General features: G+C 53.6%; 28 protein-coding genes and 1 tRNA gene. 6 read left to right on the top strand and 23 right to left on the bottom strand.

Annotated features, from left to right (window positions below):
- Positions 1 to 45: 45 nt before the first annotated feature.
- The 3 genes from rlmH to KQX66_RS24615 form a co-directional block, all read right to left on the bottom strand.
- Positions 46 to 525: a 23S rRNA (pseudouridine(1915)-N(3))-methyltransferase RlmH gene (rlmH, locus tag KQX66_RS24625; RefSeq protein WP_216795459.1), complete on the bottom strand. Its 480-nt coding sequence runs from the start codon at positions 523 to 525 to the stop codon at positions 46 to 48.
- Positions 526 to 1148: 623 nt separating this feature from the next.
- Entirely contained in the window at positions 1149 to 1316 is a 168-nt protein-coding gene (locus KQX66_RS24620) for a CxxH/CxxC protein (protein ID WP_010501530.1), read from the bottom strand.
- Between the two features lie 118 nt (positions 1317 to 1434).
- On the bottom strand, positions 1435 to 2661 hold the full coding sequence (locus KQX66_RS24615; RefSeq protein WP_438804210.1) for a S1C family serine protease: 1227 nt from the start codon (positions 2659 to 2661) through the stop codon (positions 1435 to 1437).
- Positions 2662 to 2837: 176 nt separating this feature from the next.
- Between KQX66_RS24615 and KQX66_RS24610 the strand changes: the two genes are divergently transcribed.
- Positions 2838 to 3068, top strand: coding sequence for a hypothetical protein (locus KQX66_RS24610; protein ID WP_216795457.1), 231 nt, complete (start codon positions 2838 to 2840; stop codon positions 3066 to 3068).
- 192 nt (positions 3069 to 3260) lie between these two features.
- On the opposite strand, the gene KQX66_RS24605 is transcribed toward KQX66_RS24610, so the two are convergent.
- From KQX66_RS24605 to KQX66_RS24580, 6 genes are all read right to left on the bottom strand, one after another.
- The gene (locus KQX66_RS24605) at positions 3261 to 4064 is read right to left on the bottom strand and encodes an MBL fold metallo-hydrolase (protein ID WP_054975149.1); all 804 of its coding nucleotides are present in this window, start codon (positions 4062 to 4064) and stop codon (positions 3261 to 3263) included.
- 20 nt (positions 4065 to 4084) lie between these two features.
- Positions 4085 to 4831: a two-component system regulatory protein YycI gene (gene yycI / locus KQX66_RS24600; protein WP_216795456.1), complete on the bottom strand. Its 747-nt coding sequence runs from the start codon at positions 4829 to 4831 to the stop codon at positions 4085 to 4087.
- A 13-nt stretch (positions 4832 to 4844) separates the two neighbouring features.
- On the bottom strand, positions 4845 to 6128 hold the full coding sequence (locus KQX66_RS24595; protein ID WP_216795455.1) for a YycH family regulatory protein: 1284 nt from the start codon (positions 6126 to 6128) through the stop codon (positions 4845 to 4847).
- The gene (gene walK, locus KQX66_RS24590; RefSeq protein WP_216795454.1) at positions 6125 to 7969 is read right to left on the bottom strand and encodes a cell wall metabolism sensor histidine kinase WalK; all 1845 of its coding nucleotides are present in this window, start codon (positions 7967 to 7969) and stop codon (positions 6125 to 6127) included. Before walK ends, KQX66_RS24595 begins: the two co-directional genes overlap by 4 nt.
- Positions 7970 to 7984: 15 nt before the next feature.
- Positions 7985 to 8722: a response regulator YycF gene (gene yycF, locus KQX66_RS24585; protein ID WP_216795453.1), complete on the bottom strand. Its 738-nt coding sequence runs from the start codon at positions 8720 to 8722 to the stop codon at positions 7985 to 7987.
- Between the two features lie 187 nt (positions 8723 to 8909).
- Positions 8910 to 10481 (bottom strand): M23 family metallopeptidase, encoded by a 1572-nt coding sequence (locus tag KQX66_RS24580; protein ID WP_216795452.1) that lies wholly within the window; start codon positions 10479 to 10481, stop codon positions 8910 to 8912.
- A 308-nt stretch (positions 10482 to 10789) separates the two neighbouring features.
- Between KQX66_RS24580 and KQX66_RS24575 the strand changes: the two genes are divergently transcribed.
- A complete protein-coding gene (locus KQX66_RS24575; protein WP_216795451.1) occupies positions 10790 to 11053 on the top strand; it encodes a hypothetical protein in 264 nt (87 codons plus the stop codon).
- Between the two features lie 41 nt (positions 11054 to 11094).
- Here KQX66_RS24575 and KQX66_RS24570 read toward each other — a convergent pair whose 3' ends face one another.
- From KQX66_RS24570 to rpsF, 12 genes are all read right to left on the bottom strand, one after another.
- Positions 11095 to 11784, bottom strand: a complete 690-nt coding sequence (locus tag KQX66_RS24570; protein WP_216795450.1) for a hypothetical protein — start codon at positions 11782 to 11784, stop codon at positions 11095 to 11097.
- Between the two features lie 168 nt (positions 11785 to 11952).
- Positions 11953 to 13236 (bottom strand): adenylosuccinate synthase, encoded by a 1284-nt coding sequence (locus KQX66_RS24565; protein ID WP_216795449.1) that lies wholly within the window; start codon positions 13234 to 13236, stop codon positions 11953 to 11955.
- Between the two features lie 284 nt (positions 13237 to 13520).
- On the bottom strand, positions 13521 to 14879 hold the full coding sequence (dnaB, locus tag KQX66_RS24560) for a replicative DNA helicase (protein ID WP_025849860.1): 1359 nt from the start codon (positions 14877 to 14879) through the stop codon (positions 13521 to 13523).
- Between the two features lie 117 nt (positions 14880 to 14996).
- A complete protein-coding gene (rplI, locus tag KQX66_RS24555; RefSeq protein ID WP_127462024.1) occupies positions 14997 to 15440 on the bottom strand; it encodes a 50S ribosomal protein L9 in 444 nt (147 codons plus the stop codon).
- Positions 15437 to 17398: a DHH family phosphoesterase gene (locus tag KQX66_RS24550; RefSeq protein ID WP_216795448.1), complete on the bottom strand. Its 1962-nt coding sequence runs from the start codon at positions 17396 to 17398 to the stop codon at positions 15437 to 15439. Before KQX66_RS24550 ends, rplI begins: the two co-directional genes overlap by 4 nt.
- Before the next feature lie 28 nt (positions 17399 to 17426).
- Complete coding sequence (locus tag KQX66_RS24545; RefSeq protein ID WP_253957415.1) at positions 17427 to 18353, bottom strand: DUF2232 domain-containing protein; 927 nt, start codon at positions 18351 to 18353, stop codon at positions 17427 to 17429.
- A 5-nt stretch (positions 18354 to 18358) separates the two neighbouring features.
- A complete protein-coding gene (locus tag KQX66_RS24540) occupies positions 18359 to 18670 on the bottom strand; it encodes a MazG-like family protein (protein WP_216795447.1) in 312 nt (103 codons plus the stop codon).
- Between the two features lie 49 nt (positions 18671 to 18719).
- Positions 18720 to 19136, bottom strand: a complete 417-nt coding sequence (locus tag KQX66_RS24535; RefSeq protein WP_054975162.1) for a CBS domain-containing protein — start codon at positions 19134 to 19136, stop codon at positions 18720 to 18722.
- Positions 19137 to 19285: 149 nt separating this feature from the next.
- Positions 19286 to 20998, bottom strand: coding sequence for a DUF4091 domain-containing protein (locus KQX66_RS24530; RefSeq protein ID WP_216795512.1), 1713 nt, complete (start codon positions 20996 to 20998; stop codon positions 19286 to 19288).
- Positions 20999 to 21111: 113 nt separating this feature from the next.
- Positions 21112 to 21393 carry a 30S ribosomal protein S18 gene (gene rpsR, locus KQX66_RS24525; RefSeq protein ID WP_010501571.1) on the bottom strand — a complete coding sequence of 94 codons (282 nt, stop codon included), beginning with the start codon at positions 21391 to 21393 and terminating at the stop codon, positions 21112 to 21114.
- A 44-nt stretch (positions 21394 to 21437) separates the two neighbouring features.
- On the bottom strand, positions 21438 to 21917 hold the full coding sequence (gene ssb / locus KQX66_RS24520) for a single-stranded DNA-binding protein (RefSeq protein WP_025849854.1): 480 nt from the start codon (positions 21915 to 21917) through the stop codon (positions 21438 to 21440).
- An 83-nt stretch (positions 21918 to 22000) separates the two neighbouring features.
- Positions 22001 to 22285, bottom strand: coding sequence for a 30S ribosomal protein S6 (rpsF, locus tag KQX66_RS24515; RefSeq protein WP_036691811.1), 285 nt, complete (start codon positions 22283 to 22285; stop codon positions 22001 to 22003).
- A 241-nt stretch (positions 22286 to 22526) separates the two neighbouring features.
- Here rpsF and KQX66_RS24510 point away from each other — a divergent pair, with 241 nt between their 5' ends.
- Together KQX66_RS24510 and KQX66_RS24505 are read left to right on the top strand one after the other, a co-directional pair.
- Positions 22527 to 22712 carry a YjzC family protein gene (locus tag KQX66_RS24510; RefSeq protein ID WP_163852889.1) on the top strand — a complete coding sequence of 62 codons (186 nt, stop codon included), beginning with the start codon at positions 22527 to 22529 and terminating at the stop codon, positions 22710 to 22712.
- A gap of 80 nt (positions 22713 to 22792) precedes the next feature.
- Complete coding sequence (locus KQX66_RS24505) at positions 22793 to 23047, top strand: hypothetical protein (RefSeq protein ID WP_216795446.1); 255 nt, start codon at positions 22793 to 22795, stop codon at positions 23045 to 23047.
- 177 nt (positions 23048 to 23224) lie between these two features.
- Here KQX66_RS24505 and KQX66_RS24500 read toward each other — a convergent pair whose 3' ends face one another.
- On the bottom strand, positions 23225 to 23539 hold the full coding sequence (locus KQX66_RS24500) for a hypothetical protein (RefSeq protein ID WP_216795445.1): 315 nt from the start codon (positions 23537 to 23539) through the stop codon (positions 23225 to 23227).
- A gap of 170 nt (positions 23540 to 23709) precedes the next feature.
- On the opposite strand from KQX66_RS24500, the gene KQX66_RS24495 reads away from it, so the two are divergent.
- A complete protein-coding gene (locus KQX66_RS24495; protein ID WP_216795444.1) occupies positions 23710 to 23976 on the top strand; it encodes a helix-turn-helix domain-containing protein in 267 nt (88 codons plus the stop codon).
- Positions 23977 to 24134: 158 nt separating this feature from the next.
- Positions 24135 to 24377, top strand: coding sequence for a helix-turn-helix domain-containing protein (locus KQX66_RS24490; protein ID WP_308647271.1), 243 nt, complete (start codon positions 24135 to 24137; stop codon positions 24375 to 24377).
- 135 nt (positions 24378 to 24512) lie between these two features.
- Here the strand turns inward: KQX66_RS24490 and KQX66_RS24485 are convergent.
- Positions 24513 to 24603 (bottom strand) — tRNA-Ser (locus KQX66_RS24485).
- Positions 24604 to 24651: the final 48 nt, after the last annotated feature.

The following is a 24651-nucleotide window of genomic DNA, read 5'->3' as shown; positions in this document are numbered from 1 at the left end:
CCTAGTCCACAACACCCTATCTGGCGCTTCCCCTTAATTTTCGCCTCACTTATGATATGGTTCCCCCCGCATAATCTTAAACGCCCGATACACTTGCTCCACCAGCACCAGCCGCATAAGCTGGTGCGGCAGCGTCATGCGCCCGAACGAGAGCTTGAGGTCAGCGCGCGCAAGCACTTCGGGAGCGAGGCCCAGCGAGCCTCCGATAACAAAAGCCACGTGGCTCCGCCCGTACGTGGCAAGGTCTTGCACCTGCCGCGCGAGCTCCTCGCTCGACAGCGGCTTCCCGTCGATGGCAAGCGCCACGACGTAAGCGTCGGCGTGCAGCTTCGCGAGAATACGCTCGCCCTCGCGCTGCTTCACCTGCGCCTCCTCCGCGGCGCTCATGGATTCCGGCGCCTTCTCATCCGGCACCTCGACGATCTGTACCTTGGCATACGGCCCCAAACGCTTGACGTACTCGGCGATCCCCTGTACCAGATAAGTCTCCTTCAATTTCCCTACTGTGATAATCTGAATATTCATCCGCTTGCTCTTCCTCTCTCGTCTACCCTTTACTTGTCCTGTTCGAGGTGTCGTGGAATTTCCTTCGCCTTCTCATTGTTCTCTCCAAAGAAACTTTAACTTAACAAGAAACAAATGTGATATTATGTAAATTGAACTATATTATTGCTGAAAAGAAGGTAAAAGCAATGGCCCATAACCGCATACCTGCCATTCTGGTCGCTTCTTTCGCAGCTCTAACACTCGCTGCTTCTCCAGTCGCTACAGCGCCAAACTTGGGGAACGCTCCCGTCGAACGGTTCATTTAAACACGCCTATTCCAAAACAAAAGTATACTCTGCTCCGGAATCCGTTCTTAACCATCGTGATTACTACGGTGCGATCCAGTATGATTTAGGAACAGCCGTTGTGAATCGAACCGACATTTACCATGTATATAGCGGAGACCGAATCCTCTATACTGCCTCCTATGACCGCGGCCAACAAACAGTTTACGCCAAAATCCCCAAAGCCGTTGAATACTCTGGAGACTTCTACCTCTAAAATCACAGCCGCTACACCATAACCAGCTATAAAAAAGGAAGGCCCACCATGCCAGCCCTCCGACAATCATTCTATGTTCTTCTCCATACCTCGACAAATTCCTACACAACCAGGAAACGCCCCGGTTCGGCACATCGTTCACAATGCGGAGGCGGGTCCCAGCCTGTAAACTTCACTTCCTCCAAGTCCACAATATCCGGCGCGTCCTCGTATTCGTCCACGAACATATCGATGGCCAGCTCCAGATGCTCTTTACAAACTACATGCATAAAATAAGACCCCTTTTTCTTTTTACCCTTATAAAATTGCACACCGTTTCGCTCTATACGGCCTCTACTTTCATTGTTCCCCAAAAGCGGCCGAGACTTACAGCTTTCCCTAATCCCATTAGCGATCCTTTAACTCAGCCAGCGTGACCTGAACCGTGTTCTTCTTCGCTCCCCGATAATACGTAACGGCGAGCTTTTCTCCGATCTTTTTGTGCCCATAAATGTACTTGCGCAGCGCCAGCGTACCGTCAACCGGTTTGCCGTCCAGCTCCACGATGACGTCGCTTGTTTTCAGTCCTGCGTCCTTGCCCGGACCGACGGCCTCGATCACCAGAACGCCTTTCTTGACATCCGACGGCAGCTTCAAGCTTTCGATACCCGCATACGACTGCAAATCCTGCGTCACCACGCCGATGTAAGGACGCTTGATTTTATGATCCTTGATCAGCGTCTCGATGATCGATTGGGCCTGGTTGATCGGAATCGCGAAGCCGAGGCCCTCTACGCCCATATCGGCGACCTTGAGCGTATTGATGCCGACGACCTTGCCGTCCAGATTCACGAGAGCGCCGCCGCTGTTCCCTTGGTTGATGGCCGCATCCGTCTGGATGACCTCCATCTCCCAGTCAAACTCGCCGTCCTTGCCAAGTGATACGGGAATCGTCCGTTTGGGCCAACTGATAATGCCCCGGGTCACCGTCGGCGCATATCCGAGTCCGAGCGGATTGCCTACGGCTAACGCCGTCTCGCCCGGCTTGAGCGCATCCGAATCGCCGAATTCGGCGACCTGCTTGATCCCGCTTCCGTCAATCTCCAGTACGGCCAGATCCGTTATCTGATCGCGCCCGACCAACGTCGCCTTACGCCGCTCGCCGGTGATCGTAATGACGTCTAGCTGTTGGAACCCTTCCACGACGTGGTTGTTCGTTACAATGCGCGCCTGATCCCCCGCCCGGGCAAAAATAACGCCCGAACCGAGGCCCACCGCACCGCCGCGTGCGTTTTCCTTCTCTCCCTCCCGACGGGAGCCGATGATGCTCACAATCGTCGGCGATACCTTCGCTGCCGCGCCTACCACCGAATCGCTCGTCAGCCGCTCGGTGTCGACGCCTCCGCCGGTGGACGCTCCCGGAGACGGCGCGGCCATCACTGAAACCGCCTGCGGCATCACATCATGCCCTGTTCCCCGATCGAACAGCATGAACAAACCTGCCGTGACAACAGCGCCGCCAACGGCCGGTAGCAGCCACGTCGGCAGCTTGACACCGGACCGGCCGGGCGGCAAGCGCCAAGTCTCCCTTCGGGGTGCCTTCGTCGAATAAAAATCGTCGTCAAACAAACTCACCGCTGCCGCCCCCTGTTCCATCCCCGCTCTGCACCCCATCCGAGGCCGAAAAATCTGCTATATCCATTGTACCTTAAAATCTGGCAATCTCAAAAACTAAAAAAGAGGAATGATTTCCCTAAAGCTAGACTAGAATAAGAACATAGCCTGCACCTGATCAAGGAAGGATGATGGAGATGTCGAACCGCCGCATATCGTCCCATCTGGATGAAGTCGCTTGGATCGCCAAGCTTGCGGACCTCAAGGAAGACCATTACCGGAACTCCCTTTTACTGGGAGCCATTCTCGAGCTGCTGCTGGAAAAAGGGTTACTCACCGCTCAAGAATTAGCCTCCAAAGTCCACACGCTCGAGGCGTCCGACCAGTCCACACTCCCGACTGGCATTGGCAATCGTCACCGTCATTAAGGCCATACGCCGCAAATCGCCGAACAACACAGAGCTTCCCCAACACGACATCGGCAAGCTTCGCTTGAGCCGCCCTTGCGATTCACCATGCGCCATCCTGATCGAACCACATATGTACAGCGCTTAATCCGACCCGATCCTTAATCGAGGCTCCAAAAGCATTCTATCCCCGTTGCCTCGTCCCGGGAACGGCTAATCGTCCTTCAACACGTCCCACTCCGTCGCCCTGTCATGATACGTGTCCATCAGCTTGGCACGATGATCGTCCGGAGCGAGCCGCTCCTCTACCATACTATTCACGGTCAGCCTGGCTAAATCCATCAGGTTGTGGTCCCGGCTAAGATGCGCGAGATACACCCGCTTCGTCTTCGCCGTCATCACGTCGACGAGGCCGATCCCGGCCGCTTCGTTGGACAAGTGACCGACATCGCTCAAGATGCGCCGCTTGATGTTCCACGGATATCGGCCCATCCGCAGCATCTCGATATCGTGATTGGACTCCAGGACGAGCACGTCGCTGTCCTGAATTTTCTCCTTCACCTTGGAGCTCATGTAACCGAGATCCGTCGCGACGCTCAGCTTTTCTTCCTCGTGATAAAAGCAGTAGCCGACCGGTTCCGCCGCATCGTGCGAAATGCCGTACGATTCCACCTGCAGCGAGCCAAATTCAAGCATTTCCCCCGTCTTCATCACGCAGCGGTTCTCCTCCGCAATCTCGCCGATTTGCCGGTCGAGCTCGGCCCAGGTCTTCTCATTGGCATAGACGGGCAAGTCATATTTGCGCGCAACCGCGCCCAGCCCTTTAATATGATCGGCATGCTCGTGCGTCACCACAATCGCATCCAGCTCGCTGGCCGACATGCCCCGTTCCTTCAACAGCTGATCTATCTTTTTCGCGCTGAGCCCGGCGTCGATCAGCACTTTGCCCTCTTCGGTCGCAACGACCGTGGCGTTGCCCGTCGAGCCGCTACCCAGCACACAAAACCGTATCCCCATGTTCAAAACTCCTTAGCCGCTTACTTTTTGCTCTTCTGCGGCCCTTCCACCGCACCGTTCAAAGCATGAACGTAATACACGTCTCCGTCCGCATTCCCCAGCGACACCCGCCAGGACGGCCACATATTCAACGTCTGCGAATTGTACACCTGTCCGTGATAGCCGAGCCGGACGCTCGTAATGACCGCTCCCGACGGCAAATAGTTCTCGATCAGACTCCGCAAAGCGATGTAGGCGGTAATGACCTTCTGCTCCTTCTGCTGCACGTCGGACTGCACCTCCACATAACCTTGCTGGTAAGAGGTGATTTGCCCGTTTTTCTCGAACAGCCTCAGTTGCACGTCGAACATCGGAAGCGTGCCGTACAACTGATGAAACACATAAGTACCGCCAAGACTCGTCATCGGATCGAACTGGTACGACTCGATCTTTGGAATTCCCGTTCTCGCCAGTACGTCCCGGAACGAGCCCTTGCTGATCAACGGGTCGAATTTGAATGGCGCCGCCAACGGTACCGCCTTCTCCGGATTGAAATTATCGTCGAACCGGACGACAATTTCCCGCAGCTTCGGCACATCCTTCGGAATATCCGGCGGCACCTGGATATTTTTACTCTTCGACAGCCTTTGAATCTCCTCCGCCGCTCCGATCGCGTTCGCCTCCAGATCAAGAAGGTCCGCACGGCTGGACCACAGCTGGATGCCGAGCACCACGTTCAGCAGCAGGAAGGACAATATCAATATCGTTTTAGCCCGTCCCCATTCCATGCCGGCATCCTCCTTAGTCCAAAAATTCGTACGAACCGTCTTGAAGCTCGGCCACCCAGGCCGGAACAAGAAGCATGGCCTGCTCCGTCACGACCATGCGGTAAGCTGGGAAGATCGAATACACCCGCGCCTTTTTAGCGAACGCGGCCAGCTTCTGCTCCAGCGGCTCTCCTCCCGCCAACTGCACTTCGGTGCGGACAGAGCTTCGCAGATCGGGAGTAAGCAGCGAACGCTCGTAGCTGGCTACGATGCCTTTTTGCAGCGATATTTTCATAAAGCCCGTATTCTCGTTGCGCGTATTGATGACCGGGTACGAATCGTAGTACTGCCGGAACACATACTGCTGACTGCCCGGCAGCAGCCGCTGCGGAACCTTCTGTACCCCGTACTTGCCGTTCCATCCCCCATGCTGGTTGATGAACTGCACCGCCGACAACAAGCTCTCGCGCAAATCGACTTTGTTGTTCTCCGTCGCGGCCACCGGATCGGTATACGTCATCCAGTGCTGCTCGTTTCTCAGCTTCAGCCCGCGCTTTCCGTCCGTATAAATCTCCGAGCCGTCCCGCTCCGTCACATTGCGCGTCAGCGTCGGATCGACAAAAAACGTACGCTTCAATTGATCCGCCGTAAACTGCGTATACGTCATCTTGAAGCTTGGGATCGCCAGCGGCTTCATCGGCAAATAATAATCTCCGTTCATCGCCTTATAAGGGGTGAACGATTCGTCCGCCTGTACGAACTTCTCAATATCCTTTACCGTAAAGTCGGCTTTGATCGCTTCGTATACCGTATTCGCCGTATCCGTAAACAGAATCGCTCGGACCTCGTTCGTATCCTTGGCAAAAATCCAGATGCGCGTAATCAAGTCGTTCTCGCCCTGAAGATCGCCCTTTAGCTGCATAATCTCCTGCAGAACGTTCATCGGCAGCCCGTCGCGGAACCGGATCTCGACTCCCTGCTGCTTATTCCGCACATCGTCCCAGTTAAAGCCGAGCGAAGCGACGTTCGTCTTTCGGAACCCTTCCAAAAACCGCTGCTTCAAAATCTCCATCACTTCATTGTACTTCACGGTATTTGGGTAGAGCACCGTATGCTGCTGATTGCCCAGATGCAGCACCAGCTGATCCGGAAACAGCATATCCTTCAAGGACGCATGGGTGCCTAGGATGTCGGTTTTCACGTATTCCTCGGGCTTGACCGGGTCGTATTTCGGGTAGCTGTAAGCCAGCAGGTAGCTTTGCAGCAGACTGAGCAGCACCAGCAGCGTCAGCGCGGCGGTTTTCAGTTTCTCGATCATACGGCCGCCTCCTCCTGTTGATACGGCAGCGTGAACGTTACCCTCGTCCCTTGCCCGAGCTCCGACTCCAATTGAATGGCGCCGCCGTGCGCCTTCACTATTTCCCGGGCAATCGATAAGCCGAGACCGGTCCCACCCATGCTGCGGGAACGGGCTTTATCTACCCGGTAGAAGCGTTCGAAGATCCGGCTCAAATCTTTGCGCGGTATCCCAATGCCGTTATCCTGCACGGAAATTTCCAGCACGGCGTGTTCTCTCCGGCCCGCATGAATGCGGATATGTCCGCCCTCCGGCGTATATTTGATCGCATTGGAGACCAGGTTGTCGAGCACTTGGTCGATCCGGTCGCGGTCCAGCATAATTTCGCCCACGTGCTTCTCGACGTCGATTTCGATGGCGATCATGCGCTGCTCCAGTTGAAAAGAGAAGCGGTCCGCCACTTCCTCCAGCATCTCGGTCACATCCGTCGTTTCCTTGCTGATAATCGCCTGTTTCGAATCGAGCCGGGACAGCTGCAGCAGGTCCGTGACGAGCCGGATCATCCGCTCCGTTTCGTTCCTCGCCACATTGACGAACTTGCCTGCAAGCTGCGGCTCCTCCAAGGCTCCGTCCTCCAGCGCTTCGAGATAGCTCTTAATCGTCGTAAGCGGCGTCCGCAGCTCGTGCGATACGTTCGCTACGAATTCCCGGCGCGCTTGATCGAGCTTCTCCTGACCGGTGACATCCTGCAGCACCGCAATCGTCCCGGCGGAGCCTTTGCCCTTGCTGTGAATCGTCGTATACGTCACTTTGACGAACAGCGGATCTTCCTCGCCCTCATGATACAGATGCAGCATCGTCGAATGATCCTCCGTGCCTTCCAGCACCTGCATCTTCTCCTGCTGCATTCCGAGCAGCTCGCCAAGCGACATGCCGAGCGTCGTATCCTCGTTGACCTGCAGGATCTGCTTCGCCCGCCGGTTGATCACGATAATCCGCCCGTGATCGTCCGTGGCAATCAGCCCGTCGTTCATGTTGGACAAGATCGAAGCGAGCTTTTCCTTCTCCTCTTCGTTCAGCGATAACGCCTCGCGCAGCCGCTCCATCATGAAATTGAACGTATTGCCGAGCTGACCGATCTCGTCCTCGCCCATCACCCGGATTTTTTCCTCGTACTCGTATCGGCCTTCGGCTACGGCTGTCGCCTGTCTCGTAATGGCCTTAATCGGATTTGTAATCGTAGACGACAAAATCACGCCGAGCCCCGCCGTAAGCGCGAGCGCGATTAACGTGCCGGAGATGAAGAAGTTGTTGATCTGGGTCAGCGTTTTGTAGACATCGTCCATCGAGGCAATGATATATACGGCGCCAAGCACCTTGACGCCCGAGCCGATCGGCTTGGCGATAATCATTTTGCGGACGCCGTCGAAGTCGGTGAACAAACGCTGGTTATCCTTAATGCCTTGCAGCGCCCGCGTCACTTCGGTCTGCGTGTTTTTGCTGTTCACGACCGATTGGTTCATCGGCCTTGTCGTCGTAAGCACGACACCGTTCGCATCGATAATCTGGATTTCCGCCTTGCTCGTCGCGAAGAGGCTGTTTACAAAATCGTTCAGATCGGCATACGATTTCTTGGTCGTATCCGAGTTTTTATTTTCCTGATTTTCCGTCAGATACGTCTCCGCATACTGCGCAAGCAGCTGCGCCTGCGAGTTCCGGTTCTCGATAAACTCGTTTTTGAGCGACGTTTCCAGCGTTTTGATAAAATAAACCCCGATGAGCTGGAGCGCAACCAAAATCAGAAGCAAATAAATAATAATCAGCTTGGCTTGAATCGACTGGAAGAAACGGATCGGTTTCATCGGCTCGGCCTCTGCTTAGTAGCCGCCGGCGCTTGCCTTCGAATTGCGCATCATGTACCCCAGCCCGCGCCGGGTAATAATGTACTCCGGACGGCTCGGATCGTCCTCCAGCTTCTCGCGCAGTCTGCGGATCGTCACGTCGACCGTCCGCACATCGCCGAAATACTCGAAGCCCCATACCGCTTGAAGCAGATGCTCCCGCGTCATGACTTTGCCGCTGTTCTTGGCCATGTACTGCACCAGCTCGAATTCCCGGTGCGTCAGATCGAGCGGAACGTCGTCCTTATACACGACATACATGTCCGTATCGATAAACAAGCTCTGGATACGCAGCCCTTGCCGGGCTTCTTCTTCGTTCGGCTGCGCTTGGGCTGCCGCCGGCACTGCCGACTTCGTATGACGGCGCAAATGCGCTTTCACCCGGGCCAACAGCTCGCGCGTGCCGAACGGCTTCGTCACGTAATCGTCGGCTCCAAGCTCCAACCCGAGCACCTTGTCGATTTCATTATCCTTGGCCGTCAGCATGATGATCGGCGTGTTCAGCTTCACCCGCACCTCCCGGCAGACGTCCATACCGTCCTTGACCGGTAGCATCAGGTCGAGCAGAATCAGGTCCGGCTCTTCGGAATAAGCAAGATCCACGGCTGCTGCACCGTCATAAGCGCAGATGACCTCGTGGCCTTCTTTTTCCAGGTTGAATTTCAATATATCGGCAATCGGCTGTTCATCGTCGACGACGAGAATTTTGGCCATGCTTCGTTCACCGCCTGTCAGAGACTGCGTTGCATCCGTACTACGCTCCTTGCTTCACGCGGCCGAATGTCAACGATATCCTATCCATGGTAAGCTATTCTATTATTTTACCACATCCTGAAGCAAAAAGAGACACGGAAGCCCAGGTTTCCTGCGACTTCCATGCCCCTCTATCTCTCTAGCCTTCTTATTGGTTCAAATACTTCAGCGGATTTTCCGGCGTTTCGTTCTTCTGCACCTCGAAGTGCAGATGCACGCCCGTCGAATCTCCGGTGCTGCCCATATAACCGATCTTCTCGCCCTTCTCGACGATCTTGCCGACGCTCGTATTGATCTGGTTCAAATGGCCGTACAGCGTGCGGTAGCCGTTCATATGATCGATGATAATGCAGTTGCCGTATCCGCTCTTCTCGCCGGCAAACACGACTTTGCCGTTATCCGACGCCATAATGTTGCGGTTGCCGGTCAAATCGACTCCCTTATGGAACGCGCCCCAACGGGTGCCGAATGTGCTTGAAATCGATGCCGACTGTACCGGCCAAGCGAATTTGCCCGTTCCTTCGCCTTTGATCACTTTGGTGCCTTTCTTCACGACGGCTTTGACCGGCTGTTGAACGATCTCTTCGCTTAAGACCGTCTCTGCCTCCAATAGACCGTTTACTTTCGTAAGTTGATAGGTCATTTTCTTGAGACCGTTCTTGCCGGGACTCAATACTTCGGACTCGCCGAGACGCATATTGTCATCCTGCTTCACTTCGGTCTCGTAGGCGATCTCTTGGTTTTCCACCACTTTTTCGACCGTCCGCACGGCAAGTGTCGGCTTCAAGACCGTCAGGTCGAGCTGCTGGCCGACCTTGATCATATCGTCGCTGATCGTGGGATTGTTCTGATAAATGACCTGCTTCGGAATATCCAGCTTCTTTGCGATACACGAGACGCAATCGCCCTTCTCCACCGTATATTTCGTCGGCTGAACATCGCCGGTCTCCAACTTTTTGCGCAAGTCCTCCGGATTCACCAGCTGCTTCGGCTCAATCTTCACTTCCTGAAAATCGACCTTTTGCACGAAGTCCGCTTTTTGCAGCTCCGTTTGCACGGGCGTACCCGCCGCGGGCGACGCCGACAAGATGCTTACGCGCCCCGACATCTTCTTCGTTTGCATCGATGCGATCGCATTGTTCTTGATTTGGTCCAGCACCGTCTTCGCCGTCGCTTCGTCCTTTACGATCCCCATCGGTTTGCCGTCCACCACAAGCTGCACGCCTACGGGGTACGAGGAGAAATAGCCCCCGAGCTTATCGAGCACGGCTTGGTCATTCCCATTGTGGCTGAAAACCCTTTCAGGCGTTAATTCGAGCTTCGGTTCCGTTACGACCATCCGAAGATCGGCCTCGTTCTTGGACAGCTGTTCCCGCTTCTTTTGCTTATATTCCTCGACCTTGGAAGGATCGGATACGATTCCGATCAGGTCACCGTTCGCATATACCTGATAATAATCGTTCATATTGGCTTCGACCAATTCATGTCCGCTAACCACAACCGCCGCCATCAAGCCCAGCGCAGATACGGATTTGATGACCATCCATTTATGTAAAATAATTCGGTTTTTCATCCGTTCAAGCGCTGTCGCTCCCGGTACTTCCGACACCGCCGCTGGCTTTACGCTTTCGTCCAAATTATTTGACCGATCCTCAGACCTTAGAGTGCGAAGCTTGTCCAACAGGCCTTTGAGTCGATCCGCTCCTTTGAAAAATTTCATTTTCTTCTCCTTTTAAGCCGTTTTTTGCCGCATTCGAACCTCAGCTTCCCCGGTCTTAAGACCGACGGATGCGATGCTTTTCCTGATGACACGTTTCTTCTCTCTAAGTCTATAGTCTCATGTTGTCTGGGCGTACGTTCTCAGGTTCGCTTACGATGTGCACATAAAAACACTAAAAAAAGGGACAATAATCCAATGGGTTAAAAAACTACTTTATAAATTTACCACATTGACTTTGCCGATTTCAACAAAATCGTATCTTATCCCACATGAAGGTGGAGAAAGTGACAGGAGTGTGAAGACAATCGATGGAAAATTTTACGGCGGCTTTCCGAAGCGAACATGACCTGCAGCAAGCCATAGATGCGCTGCGCAAGCAGGGCGTCGTCGATCTCCAGATCGAGCCGGTTGTGGAACCGCATCAGCCGATGCCAACATCCCTTCTGGGCGGCGGACTATCCCATTTGTCAATAGCCGAAAGTCCCGGCTGCTTGCTGCAGGTCGTTGTCGAATCATCACGGATTCGACAGGCCGAAGACACGGTGACCCGCTTCGGGGGGGCTATTGAATAGGGTAACTCCGAACGAGGAAAAAAATAAACGCCCTGCTCTCGTCAGGGCGTTTCCTTTTGAATTAAATCCATCAATTGCTTATACTCGTCAGACTTCAACGATTTTTGGAGAAGCCGCTCGATTTCCTTCAGCTCGCCGGCCGTAATGCCGTCCTCCATCAGCTTCGATATCGTCTGCATGTCTTCCTGCGGCACGCGCGAGACCATGAGGGAAAAGATTTTCGCCTTGTCCGCTTCGGACAACTGCTCCTTCTTCTTCGTCACTTCCTCGCTCGAGACCACGACCTTCCGGTCCTGCTCCGCGAGACTGTCCTGCTTGCTGCTCGCTTTCCCGGATTGGCGGCTCCAGACGGCGACCGCATCCTCCGGCACCCTATAAGGGTCGTCGTTCGCCTTGCCGCTGCCAGGAGCCGTCGTTTTGCCTTCCGTCTGCGTGCGTTCTTTCGTGCCGGCTTCCGAAGAGGAAGACGGATTGCCGCCGGCTGGAGGCACGGAAGCCGCCAAGTCTTTAGGCTTCGCAGTCCCGCCCCCCGCGCCAAGCCCCAGCTGCGCCGTGAACCGACTCATAAAGGCGCTCCATTCGATCTTTTGGCCGGCCGGACGCGGAATATGATATTGGTCGAGCAATAAGTCCACATAGGTATTGGCAGCGGCAAACGTCAGCGCCACACAGCAAAGCGAGGTAACCGCCGCACTGACCGCCAGCTTGGCGATCCCAATCAGCCATTTCATCCCGGACATCTCCCATCTTGCCTTCTGCTACTGTATTCACAGTATTGACCTTTTTCTGGGAAATCAACCGGGGACGCCGGGGAAAAATGCAAATGCGCGCATGAAAAACCCCTCGCCACCGTCATGAGTCAAGAACGGTTCGAGGGGTTCCCTATTTCAACTTCCGAATTAATAAATCGGCTTCACCAGATTCGTCTGCTCGCGGTTGCGGCCAACCGAGAAGATCGCAATCGGAATGCCTGTCAGCTCGGACACGCGCTCGACGTAACGTCTGGCGTTCTCCGGCAGATCCTCAAGCTTGCGAACGCCGGACAAGTCTTCGCTCCAGCCCGGAAGCTCTTCGTACACCGGCTGGCACTCGGCCAGCATTTTCAGGCTTGCCGGGTAATGGCTGATCGTCTCGCCGCGGTACGTATAGGCAGTGCAGATTTTGACCGTTTCCAGACCGGCGAGCACGTCAAGCGAGTTCAAGGACAAGCCCGTGATGCCGCTCACCCGGCGGGCATGACGGACGACGACGCTGTCGAACCAGCCGACGCGGCGCGGTCTGCCGGTTACTGTACCGTACTCGTTGCCGCGCTCGCGAATCCAATCGCCGGTTTCGTTCATCAGCTCCGTCGGGAACGGACCGTCGCCTACGCGCGTCGTATACGATTTGGCCACGCCGATGATTTGCTGAATCTTCGAAGGACCGACGCCCGAACCGATGCAGACGCCGCCCGCCGAAGGGTTCGACGAAGTAACGAACGGATACGTACCTTGGTCGATATCGAGCATGACGCCCTGCGCCCCTTCGAACAGCACCTTCTTACCGTCGTCGATCAGATCGTTCAAGACGACCGACGTATCGGTGACGTAAGGACGAAGCTGCTCGGCGTATCCCAGATATTCCTGGATGATCGAGTCGGCGTCGATCCCTTTGGAGCCGTACACTTGCTCGATGAGCGTGTTCTTCTCGGCGACGAGACGACGCACTTTGCTCTCGAATTCTTCCGCATCCATCAGATCGGCGATCCGGACGCCGTTGCGCGCCGCTTTGTCCATATAGCAAGGGCCGATCCCCTTGCGGGTCGTGCCGATTTTGTTATCGCCTTTACGCTCTTCTTCCAGCCCGTCGAGCAGCAAATGATACGGCATGATGACATGCGCGCGGTCACTGATGCGCAGGTTGTTCGTCGAGAAGCCGTTCTCGTGAATATAGCGGATTTCTTCAAGCAACGCACCCGGATTAATAACCATCCCGTTGCCGATGACGCATACTTTATCTTCATAAAAAATGCCGGAAGGAATCATCGTCAGCTTATACTTTTTATCGTTAATGAGAATGGTGTGTCCTGCGTTGTTCCCGCCCTGATAGCGCGCGACAACCTCAGCGGACTCTGCCAGAAAATCGGTAATCTTTCCTTTTCCTTCGTCTCCCCATTGGGTTCCGACAACCACTACCGTTGACATCTTCACTACCCCCGTGAGGTGGGAAACCACCTAATATTAGCCTTTACGGTGCAACGCACCATGACTAGTTTAGCAGTTGACCAGCGCAAAGTCAATAAAAACGAACAATTATAATCCGTTGCCCATCATTGTTCGGAAAACATAAACCAACCCTTCCTATCGCAAAAAAAACGGCACCTGCGCGTATTCTACCGCAGGATGCCGTCCTTTATGCTAGCTTAAACCAACTTCCGCAAAAAAATGTTCCCCGTGCAACAAACCACATCCCGGAAGCTGCCAAGCCGTTAACGCGCCATTGCCATCTCCTGGTGCGACCGGTCGAGATTGACGAATTTGTTGTAATTTTTAAGAAACGCCAGCTCCACCGTTCCGACCGGACCGTTCCGCTGCTTGGCGATAATGATCTCGATGATGTTTTTCTTCTCGGATTCCTTGTCGTAGTAGTCGTCCCGGTACAGGAACGCCACGATATCGGCATCCTGCTCGATCGAACCGGATTCCCGAAGGTCGGACATCATCGGCCGCTTGTCCTGCCGCTGCTCTACGCCCCGGCTGAGCTGCGACAGCGCAATGACCGGCACGTCCAGCTCACGCGCGATTTGCTTCAGTGTACGCGAAATTTCCGATACTTCCTGCTGCCGGTTGTCGCCCTTCCCACGGCCGTGAATCAGCTGCAGGTAATCGATCAGAATCATGCCGAGGCCCTTCTCCTTCTTCAGCCTGCGGCATTTCGCCCGAATGTCCGCCACCGTAACGGACGGCGAATCGTCGATGTAGATATTCGCCTCTGACAGCGATCCGATCGCCATCGTCAGCTTCTCCCAGTCGTCCGGCTCCAGAAAGCCCGTCCGCATCCGGCCGGCGTCCACATTCGCCTCCGCACAAATCATCCGCTGCACGAGCTGGGCCGCGCCCATCTCGAGACTGAAGATGGCCACGGTTTCCTTCTCCCGTACCCCAACGTTCTGCGCGATGTTCAGGGCGAAGGCCGTTTTCCCTACCGAAGGACGCGCCGCTACAATAATGAGGTCCGACCGTTGGAAACCGGACGTCATCTTGTCGAGATCGGCAAAGCCGGAACGGACTCCCGTCGTACTCCCCTTCTGGTTAAAGAGGAACTCGACCTTGTCGAAAACCTCCATCAGCACGTCTTTGATTGCAATAAAGCCGGAGCCCGAACGTGCCTGCGAAATCTCCATAATCCGCTGCTCGGCGTCGCTGAGTAGCGTTCCCACTTCGTCCTCGCCGGAATACCCGTTCGTGACGATCTGGGTCGCGGCGCGGATCAGGCGGCGGAGCATCGACTTCTCTTCCACGATCTGCGCGTAGTAATCGACGTTGGCTGCCGTCGGCACCGCATTGGCCAGCTCCGACAAATAGCTGATGCCGCCGACTTCCTCCAACTGCTTCTTATCCTGCAGCCGGGCCGTCAGCGTGATCAAATCGACCGGTTCGTTCGCCTCCGCAATTTCGATCATCGCTTCGAAGATGCGCTGGTGCGACCCGCGGTAGAAGTCGTCGCTCGTGACCCGCTCCATCGCCGTGACCAGCGCGTCACCGTCAAGCAAAATAGCGCCGAGCACCGCCTGCTCGGCTTCCAAATTTTGCGGAGGGATGCGATCCATAAACAAACTCTCGTTCATCCGTTATCCTCCCCACTGGATACTGCCTTATAACGACGCAGGAGCCGGCTGTCTTTCACCGCCCGCTCCTGCATTGTCATTTCCCCAAAATACCATATATTCATCGGTCCAGCCGATCTATTCTTCCACCACGTGAACCTTCAGCTTGCTGCTCACTTCCGGATGCAGCTTAACGACTACCTCGGTCACGCCGAGTGTACGGATCGGCTCATCCATTACGATTTTGCGCTTATCCAGCTTGATCCCCTGCTTCTCCAGCGCTTCTGCTACCTGCTTGTTCGATACGGCACCGAACAAGCGGCCGTCCGCTCCGGATTTCGCTTTCAGCTGAACCGTCAGCTCGCCGAGCTTCTTGCCGAGCTCCTGCGCGTCCGCTTTCTCCTGCGCTTTTTTACGATCCTCGGCCTTCTTCTGCTGCTCCAGCGTCTTCATCGCCGCGTCGCTGGCCGGTGCAGCCAACTGCTGTTTAAATAAGAAATTCGTCGCGTAGCCTTCGGAAACCTCTTTCACTTCGCCTTTCTTTCCTTGGCCTTTGACGTCCTTCAACAAAATGACTTTCATTCGAACAACCCCTCCTCCGCATGAATCTCGCTAAGTATTTGCTTTAACCGCTGCGTAGCTTCCGCAAGCGTACCTTCCAATTGCGTAGCCGCATTGGTCAAGTGGCCGCCGCCGCCCATTCGCTCCATCACGACCTGGACGTTCATCTCGCCGAGCGACCGTGCACTGATGCCGATCAGGCCGTCCGGCCGCTCGCTGATGACGAACGACGCCATAATTCCTGTCATAGTTAACAATGTATCAGCAACTTGGGCAATGAGCAACTGTGAATATTTACGTCCCGGCTCATTCACCGCAAGCGCAATATGGTCGAAGATGACGACGGCGTTTTTGATCACGTCCGCCTTCTGAATGTAATGCTCCAGATCTTCCTTCAGCAGCCGCTGGATTAATGAAGAATCGGCTCCGCTCCGCCGCAGGAACGACGCGGCTTCGAACGTCCGCGCGCCCGTGCGCAGGCTGAAGCTTCTCGTATCGACCATGATGCCGGACAGCAGCGCCGTCGCCTCCAGCACGCCCATCGTCAGCCGCTCGTGGAAATATTGCAGCAGCTCCGTCACCAGCTCGCAGGTAGATGAAGCGTACGGCTCCATATAGACGAGCGTGGCATCATGGATGAAGTCCTCGCTGCGGCGGTGGTGGTCGACCACCACTTTGCGCGGCGTGAGCTGCAGCAGCCGCGGCTCCGGCGTCATCGAGGCCCGGTGCGTATCGACAATGACCGCAAGCGTGCGCGAATTCGTAATCTGCATCGCCTGATCCGGCGTAATGAACCACCGGTTCAGCTTCTCGTCCTCGTATACCGTCTCCATCAGCTTCTGGATGGACGGGTTGATCCCTTCCAGCACGATATAGCCTTCCTTGTTGCTCACATGCGCCATTTTGAGCACCCCGATGGCCGCGCCGATCGCATCCATGTCCGGCATCCGGTGCCCCATGATCACGACCTTGTCGCAATCCTTGATCAAGTCCCGCAACGCGTGGGAAATGACCCGGGCCCGCACTCGCGTCCGCTTCTCGATCGCATTCGTCCGGCCGCCGTAGAACGACAGCCGCTCTCCGACCTTCACGGCCGCCTGATCGCCGCCGCGCCCGAGCGCCATATCGAGGCTCGTCTGCGCCCAATGGCCGAGCTCGGTGAGCGACGATGTGCCCGAGGCGATACCGATACTCAGCGTCATCGGCAGCTTGTTCTCGATCGTGATGTCCCGCACCTCGTCGAGAATCTCAAAGCGCGACTGCTCGAGCGCCTTCAGCCCTTTTTGATCCATCATGACCAAATAACGGTCAGACGCCGTCCGGCGCAGGTACATTTGATGCTTTTGCGCCCATTCGGTGATCTCGCCCGTCACTTTGGCCATCATGATGCTGCGCGTCTGGTCGTCCAGCCCCTGCGTCGCCTCGTCAAGATTGTCCATCATGACGAGGCCGATCGCCAGCTTCTCTTCCTCATAGCGGAGCTGCAGCGATTTCAGCGCCGTGATATCCGTAAAATAAAGCAGCCGCTCATCCGGGCGGACCTGTACTTCATAAATCTGCTTGTCGATCGTCATCTCAAGCTTGAGCTCTTTGTCCTTGCGGGTTTTGAGCACGGGAAACATCTCGTTGACCGACTCGCCGATCACCGAATCTTTGCCCAGCATTTTCGCGACGAACGGGTTGTGCCATTCGATGATCTTATCCTCGTTATACAAGAGAATCCCCAGCGGCAGCTCGTGGATGACCTCGCTTCCCGCCCGCTTGACCCGATGGGACAACGTACTGACGTATTCGTTCAATTCCTTACGGAACGCCTGTTCCGCCTGCAAGGTGTAGTACCCCAGAATGCCGCACAGAACCAGCGCGATCACGCTGATGATCCACGAGTACATGAAAAGAATAAGGATCAGCACCGTAAGCAGCGCAAAAATCCATACGATATGCATTCCGTGCCAACGCTTCAACAGGAACTTCGGCATTTCATTCGCTCCTAATCCCTAAGATAAGTCATTTGCTGGTCATGCGGTCGCGGATCGGAAAAGCTACGTCGAAGACGCCCAGCAAGCTGAACATAAAGTAAGCCGGCGGGAAGAACAGCAGAAGAAGAATGCCCACAATCGGCAGCGTTTTGTTCCATCGTTTTACATGCGCAACGAAAAATAAAAAAGCTATCGCCTGAATCGCAAACGCCGCCATCAGCAGCGGAAGCAGATTGAGAAGCACGGTGAAGATCATCGATCGCGAATCCTTCACGAACATCTCCAGAATGAGCGCAAGCAGATACAGCCAGACGAACGATTTGGGCAGCATCCAGTCCTTAATCGGTTTAAACGCCGGGATCGACTCCCCCGAACGTACCAGCACCTTGCGCGCCAGCCAGTGCGATATGACGACGTAGAACAGCGAAAAGCCGATCATATACAGAGGCAGCATCTGTACCATCAGCTGCACCAAAGTGTCCATGTCGATGGCCATAATGCTCTGCACCTGAGCCGGCAGCGTCTGCACGCTCTCCATCATAAACCGTTTCATGTTTCCGACCGGATTCAGGCCGAACATGGAACAAATGACCAGAGTGAGCAGCAGCTCGCCAAGCAAGGTAAGCGTTCCTGCCGTTAGCACCGTTCGCGCCGCGGCCCGTTTTTTGTACAGATTGCCCATCTGAATGACCGGCGGCAGGAAAAAGATCGACACCGAGACGAGCAGCGCCCCGAGCCATCCGGCAAGCAGCGAGGCAATGAAATATACGACAGCCAGGCTAACGACGTAATGAACCAAAAACCGGCGGGTTCCGAGCTTCACATACATGATCAGCACCGGCACCATCAGCAGAGCGGCCGTAATCAAGCTCAGCGGCGGCAAAAAGATCGATAAAAGCAAAATGATATACGCAATGCTCCACCCGAGCATACGCGGTTTTTGGCTTCCTTCCAAGCAGTTCACCTCTTACGCAAATGATCTTCCACAGCGGATATGTCGCCGTACCACTCTTCCAATTGATGTCCTTCTTCGCGGTGCTTTTTCATTTTATCCAATACCGCTTCATCCAAACTGCGCGAAGAGATGCCAAGCCGTCTTCCCAGGATATAGCAGCAGGCGATAAGACTGGACAGCCCGTCGAGAATTTTGGCATGGCTGCCTTCCCACATGCCCTTCAGCAGATGAGCCAGCTGATCGACCAGTTCGGTTTTGAGCCATTCGATGATTTTGGCCCGTTTCGCCAAATCGACGTCACGATCCAGATTGGACATGGCGGCTTCTCCCCTTACCCCAGACGCTTTCGTTAATTATAACACATTTTTACACCTTTTGTTCCGACTGCCACAGCTTGAAGCAATAATCGATAATTTCGCGGCGGCGAATAATGCCGATGAACACCTCGTTGTCGTCGAGTACCGGTACGAAGTTCTGGTTGGTAGCCAGCGTGATCAGATCCTGCATCTGCTGGTTAATTCGCACCGGATGGATCGTCATATGCTGTGGCACGTCTTTGAGCTGCACCTTATGCGCATTCTCGAAGCCGATCTCCGGCGAATGCTTCAGCTTCCAGAGCAAGTCCCCTTCCGTAATCGTGCCGACATACTTGCCGTGATCGTCCACCAGCGGAACGGCCGAATACCGGTGATACTCCATACGCTCCAACGCTTGACGCATCGTATGATGAGGGGAAAAATAAATGACATCGTCCTTCGGGACAAGGAAAAATGCAATATTCAACGGATCTCCCTACTTTCCTCTTACTTGACCCCCGAGGCCGGGCGGTCATCCCTTCCATCATATCATGATACGAGCCCCGAAGAAAAATCATGCCGGACGCGCCAGAATAAGCAAAAACCACAAGCCTTTGAGCCTGTGGTTGGCACCATTTACATATAAAGCCGATCGTAATCCTCCGGATGAAAGCTGTATAATTGCTCTGCCGTTTTTCCCGAACCGGGACATAATTGCGCCGGATGGTCGAACTTGAAAACGCGCTGCAGCGCCTGTTCTACGCGCTCCTCAAACCCGTTTCGCTTGAGCAGCTGCATGTACTCGAAATCCCGGATCCCCCGCTGCAGCCATTTGTAACGAAGCGATAGCAGCGGTCGGCCCCCTTTGCCGGGATAGACGAAGTTCGTGTCTCCCGCCTTCCACAGCAATGGCCGGTAAGACAGCTTTTCCAGCGGATTATCCGGCCAAACCGTGTAATTCCACCGCAAAAATCCGTCCATCTGCAGCCTTTCCGCCAGCCACGGAATGACCCTCGATTCGATCGCCGGCGAGCTGATAAACGTATTCGGCTTGTCCGGCACGCAGCAGACGTAATACATCATCCGTCCTCTCGCCTCCGACCGCACCTGCATCAGCTGCTCGAACTCGCCCGCCGCACAGTCCAGAATCGGCACATAATCGACGATGCCTTGGACCCCTTTGCGAATAAATTCGCTTTGATGAATCGCCGCCTTGTATTGGAAAGCAGGCGCCATCTCCCGAAGACACGCCATCCGTTTGGCAAACAAATCGAAATCCTCCGGCTCGTCGGCTACGACCCGCACCCGATCGATCCATCCCTTTTCGATAAAATGCCGCTCCAGCGCCTGCACATAGGCCGCAAGCTCGTTTTGATCACGGATGAACTTGTAGCTTCCCTCTGCTTCGTCGTAATAACGAACTCGAATGGCATCGGGGTAACCCTGCACGATGCTTCCGAAGCCTTCCTCCTCGTGCTCCCAGACGTTAATCAGGCCGAAAATTTCCAGTTCCTCGCGAATGCCATGCTTCTCCCCAAGCTCGACATACCGGTCCAACCGGGAAAAATCGTACGTGAACTCGCCGGAACGGCGTTTCACGATGGGCACGATGCTGTATTCGTTCAAATCGGACGGTTCCGCGTCGATGAACGAGCGCTGGCCGCACCACGGCTCCTCGGAGACGATCAGGGTCAGCGCCTTTTGCCCGAGCTGGGCTAAGCTGTACAGGTAGGAGTCCAGGATCTCAAAATGCTCATCCGACCAGTAGGCTACATTGTACTTGCGGGCAATATTGCAGTTATGCTGCCACAGATCCAAGTAAAACGAATAGTTCCGCGGGTCCGGCAGCACGCGTTCGCCGATCGTCAAGCTGAATGTCAGCTCCCGCTCCAGCACCTCGTCCTCGAACATCGAATGCGCGTAAAATTTCACCTTCCCGCCGTACGTTCCGGCCGCGGCCGACTCCCCTGCATGCAGCTCAATCCAAAGCGGTTGAATTTTCCGTTTCTGCACATAGGCATGCCGGTCCTCCAGCAGCACATCGGACTTGAGCGTCCGATCGTCGTCTTCGATCAGGCCGATCAGCCTGATCTCTACCTCACATGGCGCGTCAGTCTCTACCTCGCAGCGTACGATCTTAATCGGGCCGCTTTTGCCCAGGATCGCTTCCCCGCCGATCGTAAGCAGGAACTCGTTCCGGTCCGAGCTGACCAGCGCTTGAAACGCAGCGCTATCGCGCTTTTGGCAGCGAAGGTCGAGATGAGAAGCCGCTGCATCCTTCGCCCCTTGATTCCACCAGTTTGCCGACCATATGTATTTGTAGAACATGTTTTGCAGGCCATAATGCATCAAGGTTCATCGTCCTCCGGTTCAGATTAGGCATGCAGGATCTGAAGAGCATCTTGAAGAAGATATAGAAAAAGACAGTCGGCATGATGCCAGCTGTCTTTTTTCCAATCTTTCTATTCCGTTGTATAAGGCAGCAGTGCTACTTGACGCGCGCGTTTGATCGCAACGGTCAGCATACGCTGATATTTAGCGGAAGTACCTGTCACACGACGAGGAAGAATCTTACCGCGCTCGCTGATGAACTTCTTGAGCGTTTCGATATCTTTGTAGTCGATGTGCGTAATTTTGTTAACCGTGAAGTAGCACACTTTCCGGCGCTTGCCGCCTTTTTTGCCGCGACCGCCGAACTTTCTTTCGCCGCGCTCTTCCGGATTACGTCTCTCTCTTTGTTCCACTTGTTTTCAGTCCTTTCTACGTAGATTGTCCTACCGCTCTATCGCTAGAACGGCAAATCATCATCGGAAATGTCGATCGGTCTGCCGTCATCCTGGAAAGGATCCTGTTGTTCGCGTCCTCCGCCGTAGCTTCCGCGGTTCCCGCCGCCACTGTTGCCACCGCCGCCGCTCATGCCCATACCGCTATCATCACGGTTTGCGCTGTTAGCAGATTCCAAGAAACGCACATTGTCCGCAATGACCTCCGTCACATAGACGCGACGGCCTTCATTGTTGTCATAGTTGCGTACTTGAATACGGCCTTCGACTGCAGCCAAACGCCCTTTGCGAAGGTAGTTTGCGCAAGTCTCCGCAAGCTGGCGCCAAGTTACGACCGGAATGAAATCCGCTTCCCGCTGCCCTTGGTTGCTTGTGAAGGGGCGGTCTACCGCAAGCGTAAACTGGGTTACAGCTACACCTGCCGGCGTATAACGTAATTCGGGATCACGTGTCAGCCTTCCGATCAGAATTACACGATTCAACATCCGCATTCCCTCCCGGATCGTTGCAACGGCCGCATCGTCTGACGATGCTCGTTGTCAACAAAACTCAATTACGGCACGAAGCCTTAAGCTACGTCTCTAACGATCAGGTAACGAATGATTTCGTCGGAAATCTTCATTACGCGGTCAAGCTCGCTAATGACTTCATTGGTTGCGTTGAAATGAACCAACACATAATGACCGTCACGCAGCTTGTTGATCTCATACGCAAGACGGCGCTTACCCATCAGGTCGTGTTTCGTAATTTCGCCACCGTTGTTGATGATGTTTTGGAACTTCTCCACCGTAGCCTGAACAGCTTCCTGTTCCAGGTCAGGACGGATGATGTACATCACTTCGTATTTGCGCATGTTGCCACCTCCTTTTGGACTAACGGCCCCCGAGTCGGCTTGTACCGTCAGGAGCAAGGAGCGAGAATTGATAATATCCAAACTCGCACCATAATACTATAGCAAAATCGAGCACGCAACGCAAGCAAAATCCGTAAGCTGCACCCCTTTTTATGCGGTATTTTGGCAATTATTAGCCCGCATGCTTCCGAAGCTTTATGGAAAATCTAACATTAGATTTCAGTACAGGAGGTGGCTTGTTGTGGGGGAATGGAGTCAGTTCCGTCCGGGAGACAAAGCGCCGAACGACGGCGAGTATATGGAAGTCGGTGAGAATGCCTTTCATATGGGCATCAACAATCCGAAGATCGTCAATTTGAAAAAGGGAGATCCCTTCCCGGAAACAACGAACCATAACCGCAAGTGGAAAAAGCTGTTTCGCGGCTGAACCCCAGCTCGCTCCCTTCCGGATGGTTAATCGGTGGGGAGCCTGCTTCCTCTGCAACTTGGACAAAGGAGGCGCAACCGATGCGCTATAAATATACAAAAATCTTGACCATTGTGGGCCTTGTGCTGTGCTTTATCCATTATATCGGACACGAATACGATCCGGTGTATCTGCTCTTCTATTCGCTCAGCGTGCCCGCCTGGTTTTACCCGATCTTCACCTACACCAATATCAATCCTTGGCCGCTTTATGTGCTCACCGTTCTTTCGTGGACGATCATCGGTTACGCCGTTGACCGCTTCTCCGTCTACCGACGGACGAAGGACGGGAAATGAGTCCCCTAAAACTTGTACCAGAAGATTTGAGTATCCTAATAATATATGACGTAAAGATAAAGGAACCTTGACTTGGTTCCTTTTTAAATCTCCTCCTGGGAAGATCCCTTTTTTTGTCCTCTTGTTTAACGCTGGTCTTCTCCCTGGTCCTCTCCCCTAGCCACCAAAATTTCAACTTTAGTTTTCATTTATTAATTTGAGATCATCCGTATGGTGAATGACATGGAAATTTAAAAGCTGGTATGCACTCATACGGTTCAATTTATCATGTAAATCATAAATGGTTACTTCGCCACGGGTTGTATCTCCTAATTGCATGGATACCTGACTTTCAACGTAAACCCGTTCGTTTTGCGTTCGTACGGCTATCGTGTAATGAATGGTACCTTCATAAATATAAAATGCGTGCGACCCATCAGGAGTCAAATAAGCATCAACTAATTCAAATTCGTTTTCCCCTTGCTCAATCACCATTTTAATCCGTTTTAGCATAATCCTTATTCCTCCTTGTTTATCGGCAAATATTACTCTTATGGTAATACTTTTGAAGTACATATTAGTACTTCTAAAGTATTACGTCAATAGTAATATTTAAAAAATTTTACCCGTCTCGTATAGTTACGTTATAATACAAGAAGGATGCAAACTAAGGAGCGTAACAAATGACGGAGAAAGTACGATTTAACCTTGGTAGAACTATTGAAGAGTTAGGAATTACAAGGAATAAATTGGCTGTCGAGTCAAAAACGCGGCCGGCAACAGTATTAGATCTCGTGAGCGGAGAAACAAAACGAATCGAAATTCATACATTGGTTAATTTGCTTGATGCCTTGAATACAATTGCGCGCGAGCAAGGGATTACTCGTAAAATAACCATATCCGATATAATCGAATACATACCAGACGATAAAAACGCGGAGACCCCGTAACATATACCATATAAAAATAACGTAAAAAACGCCGTCAAATCGATTGATTTCGATTGATTGGCGTTCTTTAGTAATGTTTCTGGCACCCTCTTCTTGGACTCTATCCTTTTTCGAGTAATAAAGAAAGACCGTATTAGGAGCGTGATGTTTAATTGATCGTGTTTAAGCTTGCCGAATTATTAGATCAACGTCAAATGACCATGTACCAGCTCAGTAAGAAAACAGGGATTCGTCCCAATACACTTAGTCAATGGGTTAATAATGACAAACTGCGAGAAGAGGATAAGCACGTTAAAGCTATAAGCATTGAGGTACTTAATCTGATGTGCAAAGCCTTAGATTGTACACCCGGAGACCTGCTTAAATATGCACCTGACGACGATAACGCAAAATCCCCGTAACAGTGACATAAAGTCCTGAACACGGGGATTTTCTTATGTATGGTAAAATGGTTCAGCCTTCCGGCCAACTGCGATGCTGTCACTTTCCACACAAACAAAAAAACGACCCTGCGGTCGTCTCGATTTTTTATGTTATGGCGGAAAGAGTGGGATTCGAACCCACGCACGGCTTGCGCCGCCTAGCTGATTTCGAGTCAGCCCCCTTGGGCCTCTTGGGTACCTTTCCGCATTAAAGGGACAAGAAATATAATAGCATACACACCCGCATGTATGC

The organism is Paenibacillus oleatilyticus (assembly GCF_018998565.1).
Taxonomy (GTDB): Bacteria; Bacillota; Bacilli; order Paenibacillales; family NBRC-103111; genus Paenibacillus_G; species Paenibacillus_G oleatilyticus.
This window is presented reverse-complemented; position numbering and strand designations above follow the sequence as displayed.

Excerpts from the sequence above, each read along its gene's own strand:
- rlmH (WP_216795459.1), bottom strand. The coding sequence starts at position 525 with ATGAATATTCAGATTATCACAGTAGGGAAATTGAAGGAGACTTATCTG.
- KQX66_RS24620 (WP_010501530.1), bottom strand. The coding sequence starts at position 1,316 with ATGCATGTAGTTTGTAAAGAGCATCTGGAGCTGGCCATCGATATGTTC.
- KQX66_RS24610 (WP_216795457.1), top strand. The coding sequence starts at position 2,838 with ATGTCGAACCGCCGCATATCGTCCCATCTGGATGAAGTCGCTTGGATC.
- KQX66_RS24605 (WP_054975149.1), bottom strand. The coding sequence starts at position 4,064 with ATGGGGATACGGTTTTGTGTGCTGGGTAGCGGCTCGACGGGCAACGCC.
- yycI (WP_216795456.1), bottom strand. The coding sequence starts at position 4,831 with ATGGAATGGGGACGGGCTAAAACGATATTGATATTGTCCTTCCTGCTG.
- KQX66_RS24595 (WP_216795455.1), bottom strand. The coding sequence starts at position 6,128 with ATGATCGAGAAACTGAAAACCGCCGCGCTGACGCTGCTGGTGCTGCTC.
- walK (WP_216795454.1), bottom strand. The coding sequence starts at position 7,969 with ATGAAACCGATCCGTTTCTTCCAGTCGATTCAAGCCAAGCTGATTATT.
- yycF (WP_216795453.1), bottom strand. The coding sequence starts at position 8,722 with ATGGCCAAAATTCTCGTCGTCGACGATGAACAGCCGATTGCCGATATA.
- KQX66_RS24580 (WP_216795452.1), bottom strand. The coding sequence starts at position 10,481 with ATGAAATTTTTCAAAGGAGCGGATCGACTCAAAGGCCTGTTGGACAAG.
- KQX66_RS24575 (WP_216795451.1), top strand. The coding sequence starts at position 10,790 with ATGGAAAATTTTACGGCGGCTTTCCGAAGCGAACATGACCTGCAGCAA.
- KQX66_RS24570 (WP_216795450.1), bottom strand. The coding sequence starts at position 11,784 with ATGAAATGGCTGATTGGGATCGCCAAGCTGGCGGTCAGTGCGGCGGTT.
- KQX66_RS24565 (WP_216795449.1), bottom strand. The coding sequence starts at position 13,236 with ATGTCAACGGTAGTGGTTGTCGGAACCCAATGGGGAGACGAAGGAAAA.
- dnaB (WP_025849860.1), bottom strand. The coding sequence starts at position 14,879 with ATGAACGAGAGTTTGTTTATGGATCGCATCCCTCCGCAAAATTTGGAA.
- rplI (WP_127462024.1), bottom strand. The coding sequence starts at position 15,440 with ATGAAAGTCATTTTGTTGAAGGACGTCAAAGGCCAAGGAAAGAAAGGC.
- KQX66_RS24550 (WP_216795448.1), bottom strand. The coding sequence starts at position 17,398 with ATGCCGAAGTTCCTGTTGAAGCGTTGGCACGGAATGCATATCGTATGG.
- KQX66_RS24540 (WP_216795447.1), bottom strand. The coding sequence starts at position 18,670 with ATGTCCAATCTGGATCGTGACGTCGATTTGGCGAAACGGGCCAAAATC.
- KQX66_RS24530 (WP_216795512.1), bottom strand. The coding sequence starts at position 20,998 with ATGCATTATGGCCTGCAAAACATGTTCTACAAATACATATGGTCGGCA.
- ssb (WP_025849854.1), bottom strand. The coding sequence starts at position 21,917 with ATGTTGAATCGTGTAATTCTGATCGGAAGGCTGACACGTGATCCCGAA.
- rpsF (WP_036691811.1), bottom strand. The coding sequence starts at position 22,285 with ATGCGCAAATACGAAGTGATGTACATCATCCGTCCTGACCTGGAACAG.
- KQX66_RS24505 (WP_216795446.1), top strand. The coding sequence starts at position 22,793 with ATGCGCTATAAATATACAAAAATCTTGACCATTGTGGGCCTTGTGCTG.
- KQX66_RS24500 (WP_216795445.1), bottom strand. The coding sequence starts at position 23,539 with ATGCTAAAACGGATTAAAATGGTGATTGAGCAAGGGGAAAACGAATTT.
- KQX66_RS24495 (WP_216795444.1), top strand. The coding sequence starts at position 23,710 with ATGACGGAGAAAGTACGATTTAACCTTGGTAGAACTATTGAAGAGTTA.